Genomic DNA, 18,063 nt, shown 5'->3' with positions numbered 1-18,063 from the left:
ATCTCCGGGGGGTATAACAAGGTTCCGGCATCCGTTAGAATTTTGTTGTCCCCCAGGAGTTATTTGCAATGCAGCACCACCCCAAGAAGTTAATCGAATACTTTCGGCGCTGCTATCAAGCTGACAGTTACGACCTCTCCCTCAACAATATTCTAAATCTCAAATCGAATCGGCGTCTGTTCTTAGATGAGCGGGACTATTTGGGGGCTGATGAGTTACCACGTGTACCTGTCTCCGCTACGGCGGGAGCAAAACTGCTGGAACAAGTGGATGCTTACCGAAAGGAGCGGCGGCTGATTTATGGTTGCCTGTTTATTTGTGGTAACTACGCTCTCCAATCTGGACTAAGTGCAAAGCGCAAGCTCTGTGCACCACTACTTTATTTTCCCGCCAAGCTACATTTTGATGAGGATTGTTTTGTAGAGATCAACTCTGCAAACATTCACGTTAATCTCCCTGTTTTACGTCAACTGCTTAAACCTGATGTTGAGTCCTCCATAACAGATAGTTTCCCAGTGCTTGCCTCGCCGCTGTCCTCGACACAGCTGGCTGACGTCGGTCGCTGGCTAACCCATTACACCATTTTGGAAAATGTGGAGGAATTGGGGCGCTGGCCTAACCTGAGTGGTAAGGCAGCTGTTGAAAGTGTATCGAAGGGTGCTCAGTTGTCCCTGGTCTCGGCGGGTGCGGTAATTCTTGCGGATAGATCGAGGGGCTCTCGTGGAGTACTGCACGAATTACAACTTTTAGGCAGGGAAAAAAGATTATCTCCTCCGTTACAGGCATTGCTGGGAGAGTGCCACTGGGAAACGGCACAGAAAGCGTGTGAGCCGGATATGCTGCCAGGTCTGTTGAGTGGGGCTCAGGAGGGGGCACTGGAAAATGCGACTCGCTTTCCTCTTAGCCTTGTTTCAGGTCCGCCCGGTACGGGAAAGAGCTTTACAATCGCCGCTATGGTTCTCGATCGAGTGCTGCATGGTGAAAGTGTTTTGGTGGTGTCGAAGAACCAGCAAGCATTGGACGTGGTGAGGGATAAGTTGCGAGATGAGTACGGGCTGACTCAGGGGTATGTACATCGAGAGGAGCGGGGTTTTATCCCCAGCTTAAAAGCTCATCTGGATAGGCTGCTGAAAGAGGGGGTGGAACTTCCAGAGAGAAAGCCTGCCCAGGTGAAGAGGGAACTGAAGAGGGCTTATCGAGCCTTGAGGGGCCTGGAGAAGCGCTTCTCCAAAGAGCTGGGATTGGCGCGCGCTGTTAGTGTAGGTCGGTTTGCTCAGTGGGTAGCGCGACATGCCTGGAGCTTCTTTGCAAATCGATTGAGTGTTAAAAATCTGTGGCAATCACAAGGTGCGATTGATGATTGTCGGCGCAACTTTGAAAGCCTGGCAAGTCAGTATTTGAATACTTATCGCCGCGATACATTGCACAGACTGCTGGAAAAGAATCGAGGTACCCTGAGCCAATTCAATCAAGCCTTGCGATCTCGAACTTCAAAAGTACAGGCGGAGCGCTTTGCCCAAACTGATATGCGGGTGGTAATGCAGGCGTTCCCCATATGGCTGGTGGAGGCAGATGAACTCAATGAAGTGCTGCCGTTATCGCCCGCCATGTTCGATTTGGTAGTCTTTGATGAAGCAACCCAGTGTGATATTGCGAGTTCACTGCCGGCTCTGTTTCGAGCTGAGCGGGCAGTGATCGTCGGTGACAGTAAGCAACTGCGGCATGTTTCATTTCTTTCCCGCAACCGGCAGCAAAGTATCTGGCAGGGAGTGGTAAAAGATGCCGGGGTGCCGCCAAAACTGAGCTATAGGGATCAATCACTTTTGGATTTGGCTTCAGACGTGATTCCCACTCAACAAGCTGTTGTGATGCTGGATGAGCACTTTCGCAGCCATCCAGAGCTGATCGCATTCAGTAACCATGCTTTTTACTCCGGCCGCTTGAAAGTTATGAGGGTCAGGCCCAAACCATTACCAGAGTCGGCGCTAGAATTTTATCAACTGCCAGGGCGCCGGAGGAAAAATGGGAGAAACACCGTAGAGCGCGACTGGGTTATTGCGCAATTGAAAGCGCATTTCGAGCGCTATGCCGATGCTGCAATTCGGCCGTCGGTCGGTGTTTTGTCTCCCTATCGGGATCAGGCCGATTATTTGGAAGGGGAGTTGATTAAGGTTTTCTCCTCTCAGAAGTTACAGAGTTTTTCTGTACGCGTTGCCACGCCCTATGGTTTTCAAGGAGAGGAGCGAGATTTAATGCTTATCTCCATGGCTATTGATAATCAATCGTTGCGGGCAGCCAGCTACTTAAACCGGGCGGATGTGTTTAATGTCGCAATTACCAGGGCAAAAGAAAAGCAGTTGGTTGCATTGTCGATTGAGCCCCAAGCTCTCCCTACGGATCATCTCTTGCGTCAATATGTTGAGTTTCCACACTCCGTTGGCAGTCATTTGCAGGGTGATGAAATCGTATGTCGTTTTGCGAGCGAAGTTAGCCATTTATTAACCCAGCACGAAATTCCCCATTGGGTAGGCTTTCCTGTGGCTGGGCAGATTGTAGATGTGGTTTGTGCTGTGAGCGGGCGTTTTATCGGTATTGACCTGATTGGGTATCCCGGCGACTACGAGTCTTACTTTAGTGTAAAGGTCTACAAGGCATTGTATCGGGCGGGCATTCCGGTCTTTCCCCTGCCGTATATTAACTGGCGAAAAGACCGGCAGGGCTGCATCGAGCAGTTATTGACGATCCTTCAGCAGGAAAAAGTGCCTGTATCTGAAGCTGCTATTCCTGACGGTTAGTGCCGCTGCTTAGGGCTCAGAGATGAAAGTTACGCCGCAGCTGCTAGTCTTCAAGGAGATTTGAGCAAAATTCCAGAGTAGATCTATGAAATCCTGGTTGCTGATTCTCTCCCTCTCTGTGGTTGCAATTGCCGGAGTGCAAGTTTCTTTGGCTGATCCCCAGCAGGTTCAAGGGGTGCGAAGTCCCACTTTAAGTTTCTGCCAGGCGCGGTTCTATGAGGAAGAGAACGGACGCCTCTACTGTAACTGGGCAGTCAATTTCAGGTATGCCTGCTTTGTTTGGTGGCCAACGAATAAGATTATTCCTGCGGGGGCCAAGCTCTCAGAGCCTGAGGTTGTCGGAAAGTGCGGTAATGGTGAGCCGGTCGTCAAATTGCATCACTACTAACTCACCTGTAAAGGAGCTGTGCAGGTGAGTCGTGGATACCCCGGTTTTTCAGCGGGTAAGCTTGATTACTGACGACGGAGTCAAAGTGTGATCGCGTGTACTGGTGTCCAAGGAGATGGCGTGTTAGCTTTTCTCCTGCTCGGCATAGAGTCCTCGATCTTGCAGCTCACGGGCCTGTTTGAGGATTTCAAGCATGGCGCTGTCCTCCACCGACATGGCATCGATGATGGCTGCCAGCAGATCTGCTGAAAACATGCACTTGCTGACTTTGCTGCGCAGGTTTTCCGGTGTCATTGAAATTCCTCTCTCGGCCAGTGCTTGGGCGAGATCCCCGTAACGCATGCCCTTTAGTGCCATTGATGCGCGCACATAGCGAGCAATTGCCTGCTTGTAAGGGGTCAGTGCTTGCTGGTTGCTCAGGCTTTGCTTGTGGTCCATGGGCTCTACTCCGTCCTATTCACTATCACCAATGTGGTAAATATTATCTTTGTGTGTATTATTTGCAACATTAGTTTGTAATAAGTTATTGACCGCAGATTTTTTGGTGCTATATTTGTGACCAATATTCCACAGCGAGGGAGTTGAGATGACCTGGAACAATGAGAACCTGCGCCAATTGGCGGAAAACCACTCCGGATGGGTGGTCGAATCTGAGGGGGATTGCCTCAGTATTTCCAACGATGAAGGCGTCGATGCGTTTGTCTATGTTGGCGAGAAGCAGATAGTTGTAGAGAGCATTCTGTTTCCCGTGAGCCAGGTAGATGATGTGGCAGCGCTCAATGAAATGGTTCTGCAAACACATCAGCTGGTGCCCCTGACAGCCATTGCGATCAAGAATATTGGTGGTGAGAACTACTACGTCGCTTTCGGTGCTCTGTCGGTGTCCAGCAAGGACGAAGTTGTTATCGAGGAGGTTGAGACCCTGTTTTCCAATGTGGGTGACTTCCTGGATTTATTTGCCGATCATTTTGAAACGGAGGGTGTAGCATGAGCCTTAAGAGAATCTGGACTGCTTTGAAAGGCGCAGTTAACGAAGGAACAGAAGCAGTAGCGGATAGCCAATCGATTCGTATTCTTGACCAAGAATTGCGCGAGGCGAAGGAAGAATTGAAAGCTTGCGATGAAAACCTGACCAAAATCATGGCGAAGCGCAAACTTACTGAGAGTAAGGTCCAAGCGCTGCAAGCCGACGTTGAAACCTATAGCACTCACGCAATCAACGCGAGTGAAAAGGGCGATAACGAACTCGCTCTTGAGTGTGCAGAGCGTGTTACCGAGCTGGAAAGCCAGCTGGAAACTGAGCGCAGCATCCTGGACGGATTCCTGAGTTCAGAGAGCACCCTGAAAGGTAACATTACCCAGGCAAAAACCAATGTGCGCCGTATGGAGCAGCAGATTGACCAGATCAAAGCGACTGAGTCTGTTCAAAAAGCACAGGTAGCGGTTTCTTCCCGCCACATGGGTGCGAACAGCAAGATCAAAACAGCGCTGGACAGCCTGGATCGCATCAAAAACAAGCAGGAGCAGCGTGCTGCTGAGCTTGAAGCTGCGGAAGAGCTGGCTTCAGAGGAAACCGGTTCCAGCCTGGATGCCAAGCTGAAAGCGGCGGGCATCAAGCCCGGCGGCCAGAAAAGTGGCAGCGATAAGTTGGCTCAACTGTTAGCGGGCCGCGAAAAGGCTTAACACAGTGCTGCTTTATCGAGTGCGACGCCTTCTGGCGTCGCTTTTCATTCGGGCCAATGTAACCACAATTCTCATAGCTGTAGGCAGCTATGTTTTCATCTCCTATTGGCTGCTCAAAATTGCCGGTGAAACTGATATTGTCGCGGGCGAGAATTTCTTTTACTGGTTAGTCGTTACCGCATCGACAGTAGGATACGGCGATTTCTCCCCGGTAACCCCTGAGGGTAAAGTCGTAGTTGCCGCTTGGGTGATCCCAGTGGGCCTCAGCCTGTTTGCCATGGTGGTCACAAGAATTGGCTTTGCGGTTTCAGAATTTGTGCATCGCGGCAAGAAGGGCTTGCGTATGACAAACCATATTGATCACACAGTAATTATCGGCTGGAACGGTACCAGAACGCTCCGCTTGATTGAGTTGCTACTCTCCAAAACAAATGGTAGCGCAGCAGAGATTGTCCTCTGTGTTGAAGCCGATATCGAAAATCCGATGCCGGGTAAGATTGATTTTGTCCGGGTTGAATCGTTTTCCCACGGGGAAAGTATGCAGAGGGCAGGGTTGGCCGATGCCGCTCGAATTATTATCGACAACCCTCTGGATGATGTAACCCTTACAACCGCCTTATTCTGCGACAAGCTCAGCCCGAACAGCCATAAAACGGCTTATTTTCAAGATGAAAATGTGGGTGAATTGCTCCGTGCCCACTGTCCCAATATTGAATGTATTCCCTCTGTCGCTGTAGAGATGTTGGCAAAATCCTCGCTTGACCCCGGTTCCGCAAGGTTGCACCGACAGTTGCTCGATAGCACTTACGGCATGACCCAATACAGCGTTGAATATCGGGGTGAGAAGCCTCTTCCTGTCGGTGAATTATTTGACCATTTTAAGCGGGATCTCTCCGCGACCTTAATTGCGGTACGTAGAAAGGGTGTGGTTAAAATTGACGTGAACCCGGGGCTTACCGATCAGGTCACCGAGGGCGACATGCTGTATTATATCTCTGCAAAGCGGCTCGATGAAAAAAGCTGTTTCGATATAAAAAGTAATGAGGAAGGTGTTGGTACATGTTTACCAAACTGATAAATAAAATAAAGGGAAAGGACGCTCCAAAGGTCAAGACTCCAGAAATTATGGGCTTGCGAATGGGGGCGAGTTTTGAGCTGGACCCTTTGGCCATTCGTCTGATACTCGATGAACTGACCATTGAATCCTGTTCACCGACCCAGATTATTAAAGCAGCTGGTGTTGTCGAACTAGATAGTACCTGGATTTATCGCTTTTACACTGATGATGATGCCTGGCTGCAAGTGATTGCTGAGGGCGGTCAGCGGGATGAGCATGTTGTCGATGTAAAGCTGTTCCATTTTTACGACACACTGGATGTCGGTTCGGAGCAGGCTTGGAATAAATTGTTAAAGAGTGATATTGGCGCACCCAGTTATCACCTGCAGGATCGCTCTTATAGCCGTGTATGGACCGCAGCAGGGGACTACCATAACCCAGTGCATATGGCCGAGAAGACTTACGATGAAGATGGTGATTATTCAGTAACGGATCAATTTACCATGCTTTTCGAACGCGAATTGTCTGATCAGCAAACCGAATCCCTTTTTCTCTCAGCTGAAGAGAAAGAAGAAGATGCAGGCTACTTAAGCCGCAGCCTGGTGATTAGCACCGGCATTACTCTGACCCCCTCGCAAATAACAATACACGGATAATAAGGAGATATTTAATGGACCAGCCTTATGATTTACTGACTGGTATCTTGCATTTTGCGGCCTACTTCGGCCTGTCGCTGGTACTTTTGATCGCGTTTAAATTTTTATACGCACTGGTGACGCCTCACGATGAGTGGAAGTTGATCCGCGAAGATAAGAATACGGCTGCCGCTATTGGTTTTGGTGGTGCTGTTTTGGGGTTTGCAATTGCCGTTGGTGGTGCTGCCAGTAACTCTATTTCTATTGTCGATTTCGCCATCTGGGCCCTGGTTGCATTGATCGCCCAGTTAATTGCTTTTGCCATTATCCGCTTTGGGTTTATGCCGCGTATTGTTGAGCGTATCGAAGATGGAGAGGTGAGTGCCGGTGTTATGTTGGCTGCAACTACAATCGCTGTTGGCGTATTGAATGCGGCTTGCATGAGCTACTAATTGGGGGTGGTAATGAAGCGTACCAAGAATATTAACCTGGCAAGGATGCGCAAGGGCGGTGGCTCCAATTTTTTACTGCGCCCACTTGCCTTAGGTGTAGCGGCTGCCCTGGTCGGTTGCTCCTCAGATGAGGAAGTTAAAGTTGTCTCTTCAGTAGATGACTGTGTGGCCAATACCCAGCTGGACGAAGCTCAATGTGAAGCAGCTTATCAGCGCGCGGTTGAGGAAGCGGAGCGCACCGGGCCCAAGTATTCCCGTCTCTCTCAGTGTGAGGCTGAGTTCGGTAGCTGCCAAGAGACCAGTAGCGGTGTGTGGATGCCTCTGATGGCGGGCTTTATGGTTGGCTCCATGCTCAACGACAGGGATCGCCACTATAACTATGGCTACTACAATCCGGTCTACCGCTATTCAGGTTCCCGTTACCGCGACAAGCTGATGACTGCTGACGGCGGTATCATTGGCAACTATGGCCGCTCATCTTATAAGGTGGATAAAAGCGCTACGGCGCCTAAGCCTAAAGTTACCAAAACTGTTTCCCGTGGAGGCTTTGGTGCAGTGGCATCGGCCAAATCCAACTGGGGAGGAGGCCGCTCCAGCAGTGGCGGTTCGCGCGGCTGGGGAGGCTGATTTGTGCTGAGGTTGCCGATTGGTGAGCGCCCGCGTTGGCAAGAGCGAGCGCAGGAGTTCGGGTTTCACTTCCATACCATGTATGGCGAACCCTACTGGGATGAAAGCTCCTACTATCAATTCTCCTTGGAGCAGATAGAAAAGCACATTGAAGATCCCACCGAAGAAATTCACCAGATGTGCCTGGATGTCGTTGCCCGTGTGCTTGAGGATGAGGAGTTGCTGAGGCGGTTCTGTATACCCGAGCAGCACTGGGACTTTGTGCGAACATCCTGGCGTAATGGCGACCCCAGTCTCTATTCTCGCCTGGACTTTGCCTATTCCGGACAGGGGCCGGCAAAGCTCTATGAGAACAATGCTGATACTCCCACTTCTCTGTATGAAACCGGCTTCTGGCAGTGGTTGTGGCTGCAGGACAATGTCGATCGCAGGTCTCTGCCGCTACAGTCTGATCAGTTCAATAGCCTGCAGGAAAAGCTGGTTAACCGCTTCCATGATTTACAATTCCTGACCCCGGGGAGGGAGTTGCATTTCGCCTGCTGTAAAGATACGGAAGAGGACCGGGGCACGGTTCAATATTTACAGGATTGTGCCTACGAAGCGGGGATCAATAATCATTTTGTCTTTATCGAAGATATTGGCCGGGATGAAGCGGGTCAGTTTACCGATTTGAATGATCAGGTAATCACCTGGATGTTTAAGCTGTACCCATGGGAATTTATGCTCCGCGAGGAGTTCGGGACCCTGTTGGCAGGAAGCAATGTCCGTTGGTTGGAACCGCCCTGGAAGGCGATTATTTCCAATAAGGCGCTTTTGCCAATGTTGTGGAAGCTTTTTCCAGAGCACCCGAATCTGCTTCCCTCTTTTTTTGAGGATGAGCTGGACAAGGCTGCGGATTTCCCGGAATTAGTTAAGAAGCCAATCTTTTCACGAGAAGGGGCGAATATTTCGGTAGTAAAAGGGGCGGATACCACCTTGCTGTCCGATGGCCCCTATGGGCAAGAAGGGTTTATCTATCAGGCTCTGCATCCTCTCCCCAAGTTTGGAAAGAACCATACTCTGGTGGGAAGCTGGCTCGTTGATGACCTGGCAGCGGGAATGTCCATCCGGGAAGATTCAAACCTGATTACCCAGGATATGAGCCGTTATCTGCCACATATCATCCTCTAGGGCCCGCCAACGACTGCAGGCGCTGACATCAAGCCGGCGCCTGCTCAATCCTCTTGTTTAAAAGTTATAGTGCAGCCGCAGCTCAAAAAAATTCACTCCGGAATTTTCAGAACAGGTTCCTGCATTTGAGTAGTGCAGTGCGTAAGTTGTGACTCCCCAGCGGCGCTCACTCCCAAAGTCAGAGCCCAATCCAATTCGATCCTCAAATTGGAAATGACATCCCAGAGTTGTGTGATTTGTGTTTTTACTCACAATATTGGACTCAGTAATGTAACTGGCCCCCACGGAAAACTCGAAGTAGGGAAAGATAGGCTTGTCCCACTGGGGTAGGTACTCAAGCCTCCATACCGGACTCACTGACATACCGTGAACTAAATCCTCTCCCCGTTTGGAGACGTCTGGATCGCCATCGTCCAGGCTGGATCGCCATTCAAAGTAACTGGTCTCCAGTCGCGTTTTGAGCGTCCATTTCTCAGCAAGGGACCACTGCCAGGGCAGGTCCTTGGATATGGCAAGGCGATATTGGGTGAGCTCATTGCGACGATTGGAAAATCCCGGGCCGGCTCCTACAATTGCAGCCCACCGTTTATCCGGGTTTGTTGCCGTTTCAGCCAAAGACCAGGCTGGAAGCAAAAGAGAAGAACATAACAGACACAGGCCGAGCCTGCGGATAATCAAGTACAACATCATCCCTGATCCTACCTTTCCTACTACGAATGGTGACTACAAGAAAATGATTGGTTAGGGAAACTCAAAATCATCCGGGTTCTTTTCCAGTGTAGACAGAGGTGAGCGAATATAGGTCTTTTATCCCAGTGGTAATTTACTAATGGGAATAATTTACTAGGCTGCAGTTGTATTTGTTGCCAGGAAAACACTTGCAGTGACAGTTTAAAAAAAGCGGTGACAGTGATAGTTCTCTGATTTGAAAAGAGGTTTTTTTCTCAGGATGAAATACGTGTTCGTAGGTTGGGGTAGCTGCCAATTTCCGCCCTGCTGGCAACTTTTGAGGGTAGGTAATATCGAGAGATTTATGGTTTTAAGGCAGTCAGGCTTATCTATTTTGAATTGTAATAGGGGGTTGTTCGTGAGAGAGGGGTGTCATCTATTGATAATTAATGAGTGTGGGAACTTGTATTAAGTTAAAAATCGTCTGGAAATTTCTCATCCTGTTAAAGGTTTGCCTGTTCTCTATTTTAGGGGTCGTTGTAGTTTTTTCGTCCTATTTTTTAATTGATTATTTTTCCTTGAAAAAAAATACCCTTTAATATTATTTTTAAGGGAAAATGGTGCGCTGGTGATCTTCTGAGGTTTGTAAATTTATATCAATAATTGTCAGGAACCGTGCTGTTAAGTAGCGGTCCATAATTCTGTCGCCAACATTACACATCGAATATGTGTATTCAGGATAAGGACCTGGTTCAGCTGGGGAAGGAGGTTGGACGAAATTGAATAACAGGCATAGATATGATTTTACGAAAAACCAAACTAGCATCTGCAATTAAACTACCCGTATTAAATAGCGCCCTGATGGCAATAGCACTGGCCGGTATGAGTTCAAATGCACTTAGCCACGGCTATGTAGAGGCCGCTGATGGTGGTGTTGCATCCGCTCGTGGAACCTTGTGTAAATATGCTCTCGATACGGGAGAGATGAATGTTGACTGCGGTGCTGTTCAATGGGAACCGCAAAGTATAGAAGGGAATGAAGGTTTCCCTGAAAGTGGTCCTGCTGATGGGCAGATAGCCAGTGCAGGAGATAGCTCCTGGTCAGAATTAAATGAGCAATCCTCAGATCGCTGGGTTAAGAATTATATTAGCTCCGGTTGGCAAACTTTTAAATGGCGCTTCACAGCCAATCATGTAACCCGGGACTGGAAATATTACATTACCAAAGAAGGTTGGAATCCAAATGCGGTTTTGACCCGCGATCAATTTGATTTAGATCCATTCTGTGAGGTTGATGGCAACTATGAGCAGCCTGCGGTAAATACGACACATGAGTGTCAGGTGCCAGAACGTGAAGGCTACCACGTAATTCTTGCAGTTTGGGATGTGGGTGATACGGTTAATGCCTTCTATAATGTTATCGATGTCGAGTTTGATGGTGATAATGTTGTCAATACTGACTGGAGTGTTGCAGGCACTATTAATCCAACTCAAGATTTGAATGTGGGCGATAAAGTTTATACTCGTGTATTTGATAGCTCCGGTGAAAACTCCTCATATTCTACTGTCCTGGAAATTGCTTCAGATGAGCAGGGTATCGCTGAAAACTGGTCTCACGATCTGGCTGAGCTGATTAACCAGGAACAGAGCAGCATCCGCGCCGGTGATTACGATGGAAGCAGTAGTTTTGAGCCTCTATATGGCATCAACAGTATCTACTTGTTAGAAGGTAGCAGTTTAGAGAGTGTTGAAATTGGATACGAGCTTATCCAAGATCAGGATGATGACTCTACCGATGACGACAATAATTCCGGTGACGATAATTCGGATAATAGTGGAGACAATGGCGACTCTGGAAATTCCGGAAACTCTAGCTGTGAAGCGTTTGTGCAGCAGTATGGTGGTGATCCAGGCTACTCGATTGGCGACGTAGTTGTTTATGACAATGTTGCTTATGAATCTACACATGAGCCAAACTGGTGGTCGCCGAGTGCTGCACCGCAATTCTGGAATGAAACTACCTGCGATGGCTCCGATAGTGGTTCAGACGATAGCTCTGATAACGGCTCCGATGATAGCTCTGATAGCAATGGTGGAGATGATAGCTCTGCGGTTTCCTGTCCTGAGTTCCAGCAGCCCTACGCCGGTGATAGTGCTTACCAAGTTGGAGATCGGGTAACTTTCAGTGGTCAGGTCTACATTTCAACCTACGGGCCAAACTGGTGGTCCCCATCGGCCGCACCTCAGTATTGGGAAGAGAGTTCCTGCCAATGATGAGTACACTCTGCCTCCTATCTTTTGGTAGTTGATTGAGCTCAGTCCGACCAAAGGGCGCAGCTCCCTTAGGTCGGACGCATTTGTTAAGCTATCAGGTGTGTTGCTCTTTGTGATACACCAATCTTACTTCCCGTCAGTATTTATTCCTTTAACTTTCCTGTTGATACATTCAAATGTGAAGGGCTTCTGAATACAGCGCAAAGCGTCACCTGACAATGACTTCCTGAATCTTACTGTCAACTCTGTAACTCTAGAAGGGAATTGCTTTCCCCTCTGGGTCAATACTGTCCAGAACAGTGATCAATTCCTAGCTGCCTCTTTGCGGTATCATTCGATCCAGATACGCAAAGTCCACCCTATTGAACAACTTCCTATAGTCAGATATCGCGCTATTCGGCGCCTGTAATATTAACGGGGCCGTTATTTTTTATTTCAAATCGGGTCTAAGCGTGTGTGCAGATTTTATTAGTGAATTAATTTTTTGGCCTGATAAATTTATTTAATTATGAGGGGCGGAAATTGGCAGGTACAGTTAGAAGTAACTGTATCTTGTTTGCTGCTCAGGTAGGGCATAGTGCCTTTGTGTAAAGATATGATGCCATATAGCTCAGCGGGCTCTCGTGTAGTGTTGTATTCGTTTTACGGGTGGTAAAAATGAACCGTTGATTTTGAGGTTTGATTTATTTGAGATACCTTGGGCATTATGGTTGATGTAATCAAAAGGTGCTTATCCGGCAGGTCGTGAAGTTAACGATGTAAATCGACGTTTCAGTTTGATTACGGAGGCGCTGTTATTCTAGTGGTGTCTCTGGGCGAGCCTCACTAGGGTGGGGGAGTATTTTTCCGATCAAAATTGCCTGGGCTGGTGTCAAATTATTTTCCCAGGTCTGAGCATCATTAAAAGGATCTATTTATATGTTGAGCCAATAAGGCAGAATCCCTTTTCCTGTGAAGCTCAGGAATTCCTTATTTCTTTAGTGCCTGTTGGTGATTTGATTGTTTTAAGTGTTTAGAAATTTACCTTATTAGCTGTTTTTTTGTTCTATACATTTTTGGTTGCAGATTTCAGCGATTTTATTTTTTGGGGTTTAAGCTTTGAAGATAATTGTCAGGAACTGTGAAGCCAAGTGGTGGTCTACAACTTTACAATAAATATTATATTTGAGGTTGATCTCGACAGGATAATAACCTGATTAGTCTGGGGGAGGGAGTTGGACAAACTCGAATAATAGGCATAGGTATGATTTCACAAAAAACCAACCTAGTATTTGTATTTAATCAAGTCGCATTAAATCACACGATTATTGCTATTGTCTCAACTAGAGCCAGATCTAGTGCAACTGACCATGTTTACCTAGAGGCTGGTGATGGAGTTATCACATCTGCAAATGAAGCTCTATGTAAATCTGCTCTCGATCCTGGAGGAATCGATGTTGACTGCGATACAGATCATAGAGAGCCAAAAAGTACTGAGGGCTTCCTCGGAATTGAACTTGGGGATGGGAAAATAGCCAGCGCCCGATAAAAGTCTGACTGCTGGAAAAGAAAACCGTTTTAGCATCTACTCATTTTTTGCTATCGACACGAAATGCATTTGGAATTAAGTCGTTGAGGGATTGAAGTGCTAGGGATCACAAGTGTAATAGATGAAGAGACATTCTACTGAAGTCCAGTTTAAGGTCTAGCTGAATCGGTGTATCGACAGGTTGGTACGGCCTCCACAACCCAGTGCGGTCAACAACAGCCAATTTGAAAACAAACTTACGGCCCACTGATAGATTTACTGATTCAGCGCGCCCTTCAATATCAAAGGACGTAATACAATGAACCACATTCTGTTAAAAACATCGGCCTGCTTCCTGGCAGCAGGCTTAATATTGACATCGGGTGCTGTGCAGGCCCAGAAGACAAAGGGTAAGCAGCCCAAGGGACAAACCAGCGCGTATCTAGGAGAAACCAGCCGATCAACTCTCTCCAAAGGTGTACTTGATCGGCTTGAGCGGACTTCGGGGAAGTCTGGCGAGCTTAATAGACCTAGAGATCGGGTTGTATTTTGGTTCAACACGATGCTCGACTCATCGGCTATCGATCATACTCCCGACCCTGATACCGGCGAAGTGGATTTCTACCAAGGCGGCCCTACCCGGTCCAGTCGCGCATTCGCCATCGTACAAACTGCTGTGTTTGACGCTCTGAACGCCTTTGACGGTAAATACCAACCTTATAATGATCTCGGTGTACTCGACACCAGAGATGCATCCAAAGATGCAGCTATCGCTTACGCCGCTTACGATACCTTGCGCGCACTCTACCCCGATCAGTCAGAGCGTTTGCAGGAATTACTGCTATCAGATCTTGACCAGATAAGAGATAGCGCAGATAGAATTGCCAAGGGCCAAGTGATTGGCGAAGCCGCTGCTGCGGCAATGCTTGCAGTGCGCAGCAATGATAAGGCCGACCACTTGGAGCCCGCTTATGGTGAGGGCGGCGCTGTCGCGGATGGGGATGACACCTATCACTCGACATCGGTCAACACGGGTGCTACGGTACCGGGAGAATGGCAGCCTGATCCCGTGGATCCTGTTGGCCACGATTCCGTGGCTCTCGGAGCCTATTGGGGCAGTGTGACACCTTTTTCACTAAGTTCAGGTGATCAATTCCGCAGTCCGATTCCGCCTACAATTACGTCTGAGGAATATGCCGAAGCCTATGAGGAAGTGGCGGCCCTCGGCGGGTCCCCAGCCAATACTATTACCCCATCGACATCCACAGCAGAGACACGATTTATCGGGAATTACTGGGGATATGACGGTGTACCGTTATTGGGCATTCCCCCGAGACTATATAACCTTATCGCCCTGCAGGCAGCACTGGATAACAAAGTCGAGAATGAGCTGGATCTGGCCCGGTATTTTGCTTTGATCAATGTGGGGCTGGCGGATTCTGGTATCGCTGCGTGGGACAGTAAATACTATTACAATTACTGGAGACCGGTTACCGGTATTCGCATCGATGACGACAACCCATCGACCTTGCAGGATGAGCAATGGTTGCCGGTAGGGGTGTCAGTCATCAATACCACCATTGCGATTAGGCCAACACCGCCGTTCCCCTCCTACCCATCGGGTCATGCTACCTTCGGTGCTTCCACCTTCGAGATTATGCGCAGTATGTTTGGAGATCAGCCCTTTACTTTTGTATCGGAAGAATACAATGGGGAAGGCTTCGACCCTTTCACGCCGGACACACCGAGGCCTTTGGTACCTGTCCGTTTTGAATCCTATACCGCCGCTCAACAGGAAAATGGCCTCAGCCGCATTTATAACGGAGTGCACTGGGACTTTGACAATATTGCAGGCCAAGTCATGGGCGAGCAGATCGCGCAGAATTTAATGAACAACGTCGAAGCATTTAGCCTGATTAGTAGATCAAGGACTCGCAGGTAAACTATTTTTACGCTATGAGCTAAATTCTCGCTCTCTATCAGGTGCCGCTCCGCAAGGGGCGGCCAAACCAAAGGTAACTCACCGTATGAATAGCAAACGATATATTGCAGTGGCAGTGTTCGGAATAATCGCTTTTGGGTTTATAGCTACGCACACACTCAAAGAGCCAGTCGAAAACGAGAAGGTCTGGGTAAGTAAACAGGAGTCGGTACCGGATGTTGAAAGCGTTATCCACCCTGCAAAAACACCCGCTTCAGTGGCACTGGCTAGCAACGACATTAAGGCTGCATTCGAGCGGGATACAGTTATCAAGTTGAACAGTATTGTTCGCCGTTCCCTGGCTACTATTCGTAAGTACGATGCTGAGATAAAGGCCGTTCGAGCAGAGAGTCTTGCGGCGACTCAAGACGGAGTGAATGAACAGCAAGTGGCATCTGCCAGGGCAAGTCTCGCCAAGCTGAAGGAGTGGGACCTAGAAGCATCCCGGGCTCTCAAGGATATGAACGCAGCCGTTGAGGAGCTAGAGGCAAGTGAAGAGCACTATAACGCAGCGATTTTAGCGGGCATGGTGCGTTTCGTGGAGACCGTGTCCACAGAAATAGGAGACGAGAACATCAAGCTGACAACATTGGTGGGGAAGGGGGCCGTAGCAGCAAAATTGTGATGTACGACTAAGATAGTATCGGCTTGAAAATTATCGAGATTATACTGAACAGGAAAATGATGACATATCGATTGACTTTGGTTTGGGGGAGTCTGCAAGCACTAAAATAATGGGGAATTCCGCTTGAGCTGCTTTTGTATAGCCTTATCCTGGTTACTTTATCACTTCACTTTTTACAGCCGGTTATCATAGAGGTCATTCCATAAGCCAACCTGTTTGTAGCTGAACTCTGTGACGTAGCTGTCAGCTAGGCCGGCTGCGGCGATTTAGGTAGAATTATTTTGTTACCTGGGTAAAGTTATTTTTCCGCTGGCAATCATCTCTTCGATCTTTTTACTGAGATGCTCAAATGTAAATGGTTTCTGGATGCAATCCAGTACCCCGTCAGAAATTACTTCCTGAACTTTACTATCCACGCTGTAACCGGTGGAGAGAATAGCCTTCACTTCGGGGTTAATCCGTTTTAGAAAAGCGAATAATTCTTGCCCATCCATGCCGGGCATAATCATGTCCAGCAGGACCAAATCTACTTCATCACTATATTTTCGATAGTAAGTTATTGCTTGCTCTGCTGTCGCAAAGGTAACGACGCTATGGCCGTTCATTTCGAACAGGGCTTTAGAGTAGGTGCGGACAATTGCCTCATCGTCGACAACCATAATGCGCAATTTGCGCTCGCGAGCTAGTTTCTTGGCCTGGTAAGTTCTCTTTTTGATTGGGGGCTTAGAAATTGGCAGGTATAGCTTAAAGCTGCTGCCAATTCCCTCACGGCTCTGACACTGTATAGCGCCCTTATGTAAATGAATGGTGCCGTGCACTGCGGCAAGGCCCAGCCCAGCACCACGTCCACTTTCCTTGGTAGTGAAAAATGGTTCAAAAATACGGCGTCGCACTTCGTCAGACATGCCAGTGCCATTATCGGTAATCGTTATTAATAGGTACTGGCCTGGCTGGATCTCAAAATCGGCGATAGAAGCCGATTTTTCTATGGTGATATTAGCTGTGACAAAGCTCAGGGAGCCACCAGAGGGCATAGCATCCTTGGCATTGATTCCGATATTTAGCAAAGCGCTCTTGAGTTGAGCAGGGTCGCCCACAATATGTGGACGATTTGCATCTAATTGCTGATCAATCTCGATTCTTCGATCAATAGTGCGGGTTAGCATTGCACAAACATCGCGAATGATTTCGTGGGTATTGCAGCTCTTAAGTTGATAATTTCCCTTGCGGGCAAAAGTGAGTAGCTGTTTGGTCAGCTCTGCGGCATGGCGGGCAGTAGTCAGTATATGGTTGGTATACTCGTTGATTCTGGCATCGGTGGAAATTTGTCGAATAACTTCAGCATAGCCATTGATTCCATGAATCATATTGTTGAAGTCGTGGGCAATACCGCCGGCAAGCTCACCGATAGCTTGCATTTTTTGAGCTTGTCGAAGCTCTTCCTCCAGCAACCGCTGCTTAGTAATATCCGAACCAATACTGAGAATTCCCGCGGGATCTCCCTTCTCATCTGAGATAATTTTATTGGTCCAGGCGATCCATACTCGCTTCCCGCACTTTGTAATGTTTTCATTAATATTGTAACGGTGTTCCTCTGGGAACTGGCAAATACGGTCTATCAATTGCCGCAGGTCACGGCCGCTCGTTTCGCTGGCGGGAACAATCGTACCAATTAAGTGCCTGCCAATAATCTCGGCTTCGGTATAGCCAAATAATTGTTGAGCGTACTCGTTAAAGGATGTGATACGGCCGTGTTGATCGCATCGCATTATGATCGAGTTTGCATGCTCCACCAGCTCCCGGTAGCGCTCCTCACTTTTGCGTAAGGCCTCATAGACCTGGGTTGAGTCTCTATCCGAGGTGGTAGCTGTAGATGGTGAAAGGGGAAAAATGGGCATATTGCTTTTCTTGATCACCTATTTCTCCTCCTGAGTGCGGCTGCCTGTTTTTCCGCCAGAAATTCCACCATGAAGACGTACAAAAGTATATAGCTGGGGCGGCGTATTTTGACCGTGTAGACATTCTTTGCTGACTGGCTGTTATTTTTAGTTCGTATTGTTATCAAGTGTGCTTTGGTGGTACTGGGGGAACTCTCAGGCTCTGTTATGGCCCCTTGGATTGGGAGATGCATATCTCTAAACAGTCGTTTGTGACAATTTGGATAGTGGCGCTGTCAGCACAAACTGGTAGCATTCACCGC

The 18,063-nt window shown here is 48.2% G+C and carries 16 protein-coding genes; 13 read left to right on the top strand and 3 right to left on the bottom strand.

Annotation, left to right across the window (positions count from 1 at the left end):
* The first annotated feature begins 68 nt into the window (after nt 1-68).
* Both ACJJIS_RS13290 and ACJJIS_RS13285 read left to right on the top strand, forming a co-directional pair.
* Complete coding sequence (locus ACJJIS_RS13290; RefSeq protein ID WP_475708314.1) at nt 69-2,795, top strand: DEAD/DEAH box helicase; 2,727 nt, start codon at nt 69-71, stop codon at nt 2,793-2,795.
* A gap of 85 nt (nt 2,796-2,880) precedes the next feature.
* A complete protein-coding gene (locus tag ACJJIS_RS13285; protein ID WP_444927394.1) occupies nt 2,881-3,183 on the top strand; it encodes a hypothetical protein in 303 nt (100 codons plus the stop codon).
* Between the two features lie 123 nt (nt 3,184-3,306).
* On the opposite strand, the gene ACJJIS_RS13280 is transcribed toward ACJJIS_RS13285, so the two are convergent.
* The gene (locus ACJJIS_RS13280; protein ID WP_108732688.1) at nt 3,307-3,621 is read right to left on the bottom strand and encodes a DUF6471 domain-containing protein; all 315 of its coding nucleotides are present in this window, start codon (nt 3,619-3,621) and stop codon (nt 3,307-3,309) included.
* 148 nt (nt 3,622-3,769) lie between these two features.
* Between ACJJIS_RS13280 and ACJJIS_RS13275 the strand changes: the two genes are divergently transcribed.
* From ACJJIS_RS13275 to ACJJIS_RS13245, 7 genes are read left to right on the top strand one after another with little or no spacing between them, the layout of a single operon-like run.
* The gene (locus ACJJIS_RS13275; protein ID WP_108732689.1) at nt 3,770-4,174 is read left to right on the top strand and encodes a DUF2170 family protein; all 405 of its coding nucleotides are present in this window, start codon (nt 3,770-3,772) and stop codon (nt 4,172-4,174) included.
* A complete protein-coding gene (locus tag ACJJIS_RS13270) occupies nt 4,171-4,866 on the top strand; it encodes a PspA/IM30 family protein (protein WP_282933401.1) in 696 nt (231 codons plus the stop codon). Before ACJJIS_RS13275 ends, ACJJIS_RS13270 begins: the two co-directional genes overlap by 4 nt.
* A gap of 4 nt (nt 4,867-4,870) precedes the next feature.
* Nucleotides 4,871-5,941 carry a potassium channel family protein gene (locus ACJJIS_RS13265; protein WP_444927395.1) on the top strand — a complete coding sequence of 357 codons (1,071 nt, stop codon included), beginning with the start codon at nt 4,871-4,873 and terminating at the stop codon, nt 5,939-5,941.
* Complete coding sequence (locus ACJJIS_RS13260; protein ID WP_475708313.1) at nt 5,926-6,579, top strand: YjfK family protein; 654 nt, start codon at nt 5,926-5,928, stop codon at nt 6,577-6,579. The genes ACJJIS_RS13265 and ACJJIS_RS13260 overlap by 16 nt, the downstream gene beginning before the upstream one ends.
* Nucleotides 6,580-6,593: 14 nt before the next feature.
* Nucleotides 6,594-7,010 carry a DUF350 domain-containing protein gene (locus tag ACJJIS_RS13255; RefSeq protein WP_282933398.1) on the top strand — a complete coding sequence of 139 codons (417 nt, stop codon included), beginning with the start codon at nt 6,594-6,596 and terminating at the stop codon, nt 7,008-7,010.
* Nucleotides 7,011-7,022: 12 nt separating this feature from the next.
* Entirely contained in the window at nt 7,023-7,637 is a 615-nt protein-coding gene (locus ACJJIS_RS13250) for a DUF1190 domain-containing protein (RefSeq protein ID WP_444927396.1), read from the top strand.
* A gap of 3 nt (nt 7,638-7,640) precedes the next feature.
* A complete protein-coding gene (locus ACJJIS_RS13245; RefSeq protein ID WP_475708312.1) occupies nt 7,641-8,807 on the top strand; it encodes a glutathionylspermidine synthase family protein in 1,167 nt (388 codons plus the stop codon).
* Nucleotides 8,808-8,864: 57 nt separating this feature from the next.
* On the opposite strand, the gene ACJJIS_RS13240 is transcribed toward ACJJIS_RS13245, so the two are convergent.
* A complete protein-coding gene (locus ACJJIS_RS13240; protein ID WP_444916116.1) occupies nt 8,865-9,497 on the bottom strand; it encodes an acyloxyacyl hydrolase in 633 nt (210 codons plus the stop codon).
* A gap of 777 nt (nt 9,498-10,274) precedes the next feature.
* Here ACJJIS_RS13240 and ACJJIS_RS13235 point away from each other — a divergent pair.
* From ACJJIS_RS13235 to ACJJIS_RS13220, 4 genes are all read left to right on the top strand, one after another.
* The gene (locus ACJJIS_RS13235; protein ID WP_444916117.1) at nt 10,275-11,750 is read left to right on the top strand and encodes a lytic polysaccharide monooxygenase; all 1,476 of its coding nucleotides are present in this window, start codon (nt 10,275-10,277) and stop codon (nt 11,748-11,750) included.
* Nucleotides 11,751-12,993: 1,243 nt separating this feature from the next.
* Nucleotides 12,994-13,278: a hypothetical protein gene (locus ACJJIS_RS13230; protein WP_475708311.1), complete on the top strand. Its 285-nt coding sequence runs from the start codon at nt 12,994-12,996 to the stop codon at nt 13,276-13,278.
* A gap of 298 nt (nt 13,279-13,576) precedes the next feature.
* Nucleotides 13,577-15,199: a vanadium-dependent haloperoxidase gene (locus tag ACJJIS_RS13225; protein WP_444905738.1), complete on the top strand. Its 1,623-nt coding sequence runs from the start codon at nt 13,577-13,579 to the stop codon at nt 15,197-15,199.
* 85 nt (nt 15,200-15,284) lie between these two features.
* The gene (locus ACJJIS_RS13220) at nt 15,285-15,863 is read left to right on the top strand and encodes a hypothetical protein (protein WP_444905737.1); all 579 of its coding nucleotides are present in this window, start codon (nt 15,285-15,287) and stop codon (nt 15,861-15,863) included.
* 284 nt (nt 15,864-16,147) lie between these two features.
* Here the strand turns inward: ACJJIS_RS13220 and ACJJIS_RS13215 are convergent, their stop codons facing one another.
* Nucleotides 16,148-17,779 (bottom strand): hybrid sensor histidine kinase/response regulator, encoded by a 1,632-nt coding sequence (locus tag ACJJIS_RS13215; RefSeq protein ID WP_475708310.1) that lies wholly within the window; start codon nt 17,777-17,779, stop codon nt 16,148-16,150.
* Nucleotides 17,780-18,063 lie beyond the last annotated feature (284 nt).

Source organism: Microbulbifer maximicatervae (SeqCode) (assembly GCF_056231245.1).
The sequence above is the reverse complement of the archived record's forward strand: the minus strand, read 5'-3'. Positions and strand labels throughout refer to the sequence as shown.

Coding starts and splice junctions, on each gene's coding strand:
- ACJJIS_RS13290 (WP_475708314.1), top strand. CDS start 69: ATGCAGCACCACCCCAAGAAGTTAATCGAATACTTTCGGCGCTGCTAT.
- ACJJIS_RS13270 (WP_282933401.1), top strand. CDS start 4,171: ATGAGCCTTAAGAGAATCTGGACTGCTTTGAAAGGCGCAGTTAACGAA.
- ACJJIS_RS13220 (WP_444905737.1), top strand. CDS start 15,285: ATGAATAGCAAACGATATATTGCAGTGGCAGTGTTCGGAATAATCGCT.
- ACJJIS_RS13230 (WP_475708311.1), top strand. CDS start 12,994: ATGATTTCACAAAAAACCAACCTAGTATTTGTATTTAATCAAGTCGCA.
- ACJJIS_RS13255 (WP_282933398.1), top strand. CDS start 6,594: ATGGACCAGCCTTATGATTTACTGACTGGTATCTTGCATTTTGCGGCC.
- ACJJIS_RS13280 (WP_108732688.1), bottom strand. CDS start 3,621: ATGGACCACAAGCAAAGCCTGAGCAACCAGCAAGCACTGACCCCTTAC.
- ACJJIS_RS13260 (WP_475708313.1), top strand. CDS start 5,926: ATGTTTACCAAACTGATAAATAAAATAAAGGGAAAGGACGCTCCAAAG.
- ACJJIS_RS13285 (WP_444927394.1), top strand. CDS start 2,881: ATGAAATCCTGGTTGCTGATTCTCTCCCTCTCTGTGGTTGCAATTGCC.
- ACJJIS_RS13235 (WP_444916117.1), top strand. CDS start 10,275: ATGATTTTACGAAAAACCAAACTAGCATCTGCAATTAAACTACCCGTA.
- ACJJIS_RS13250 (WP_444927396.1), top strand. CDS start 7,023: ATGAAGCGTACCAAGAATATTAACCTGGCAAGGATGCGCAAGGGCGGT.
- ACJJIS_RS13275 (WP_108732689.1), top strand. CDS start 3,770: ATGACCTGGAACAATGAGAACCTGCGCCAATTGGCGGAAAACCACTCC.
- ACJJIS_RS13240 (WP_444916116.1), bottom strand. CDS start 9,497: ATGATGTTGTACTTGATTATCCGCAGGCTCGGCCTGTGTCTGTTATGT.
- ACJJIS_RS13225 (WP_444905738.1), top strand. CDS start 13,577: ATGAACCACATTCTGTTAAAAACATCGGCCTGCTTCCTGGCAGCAGGC.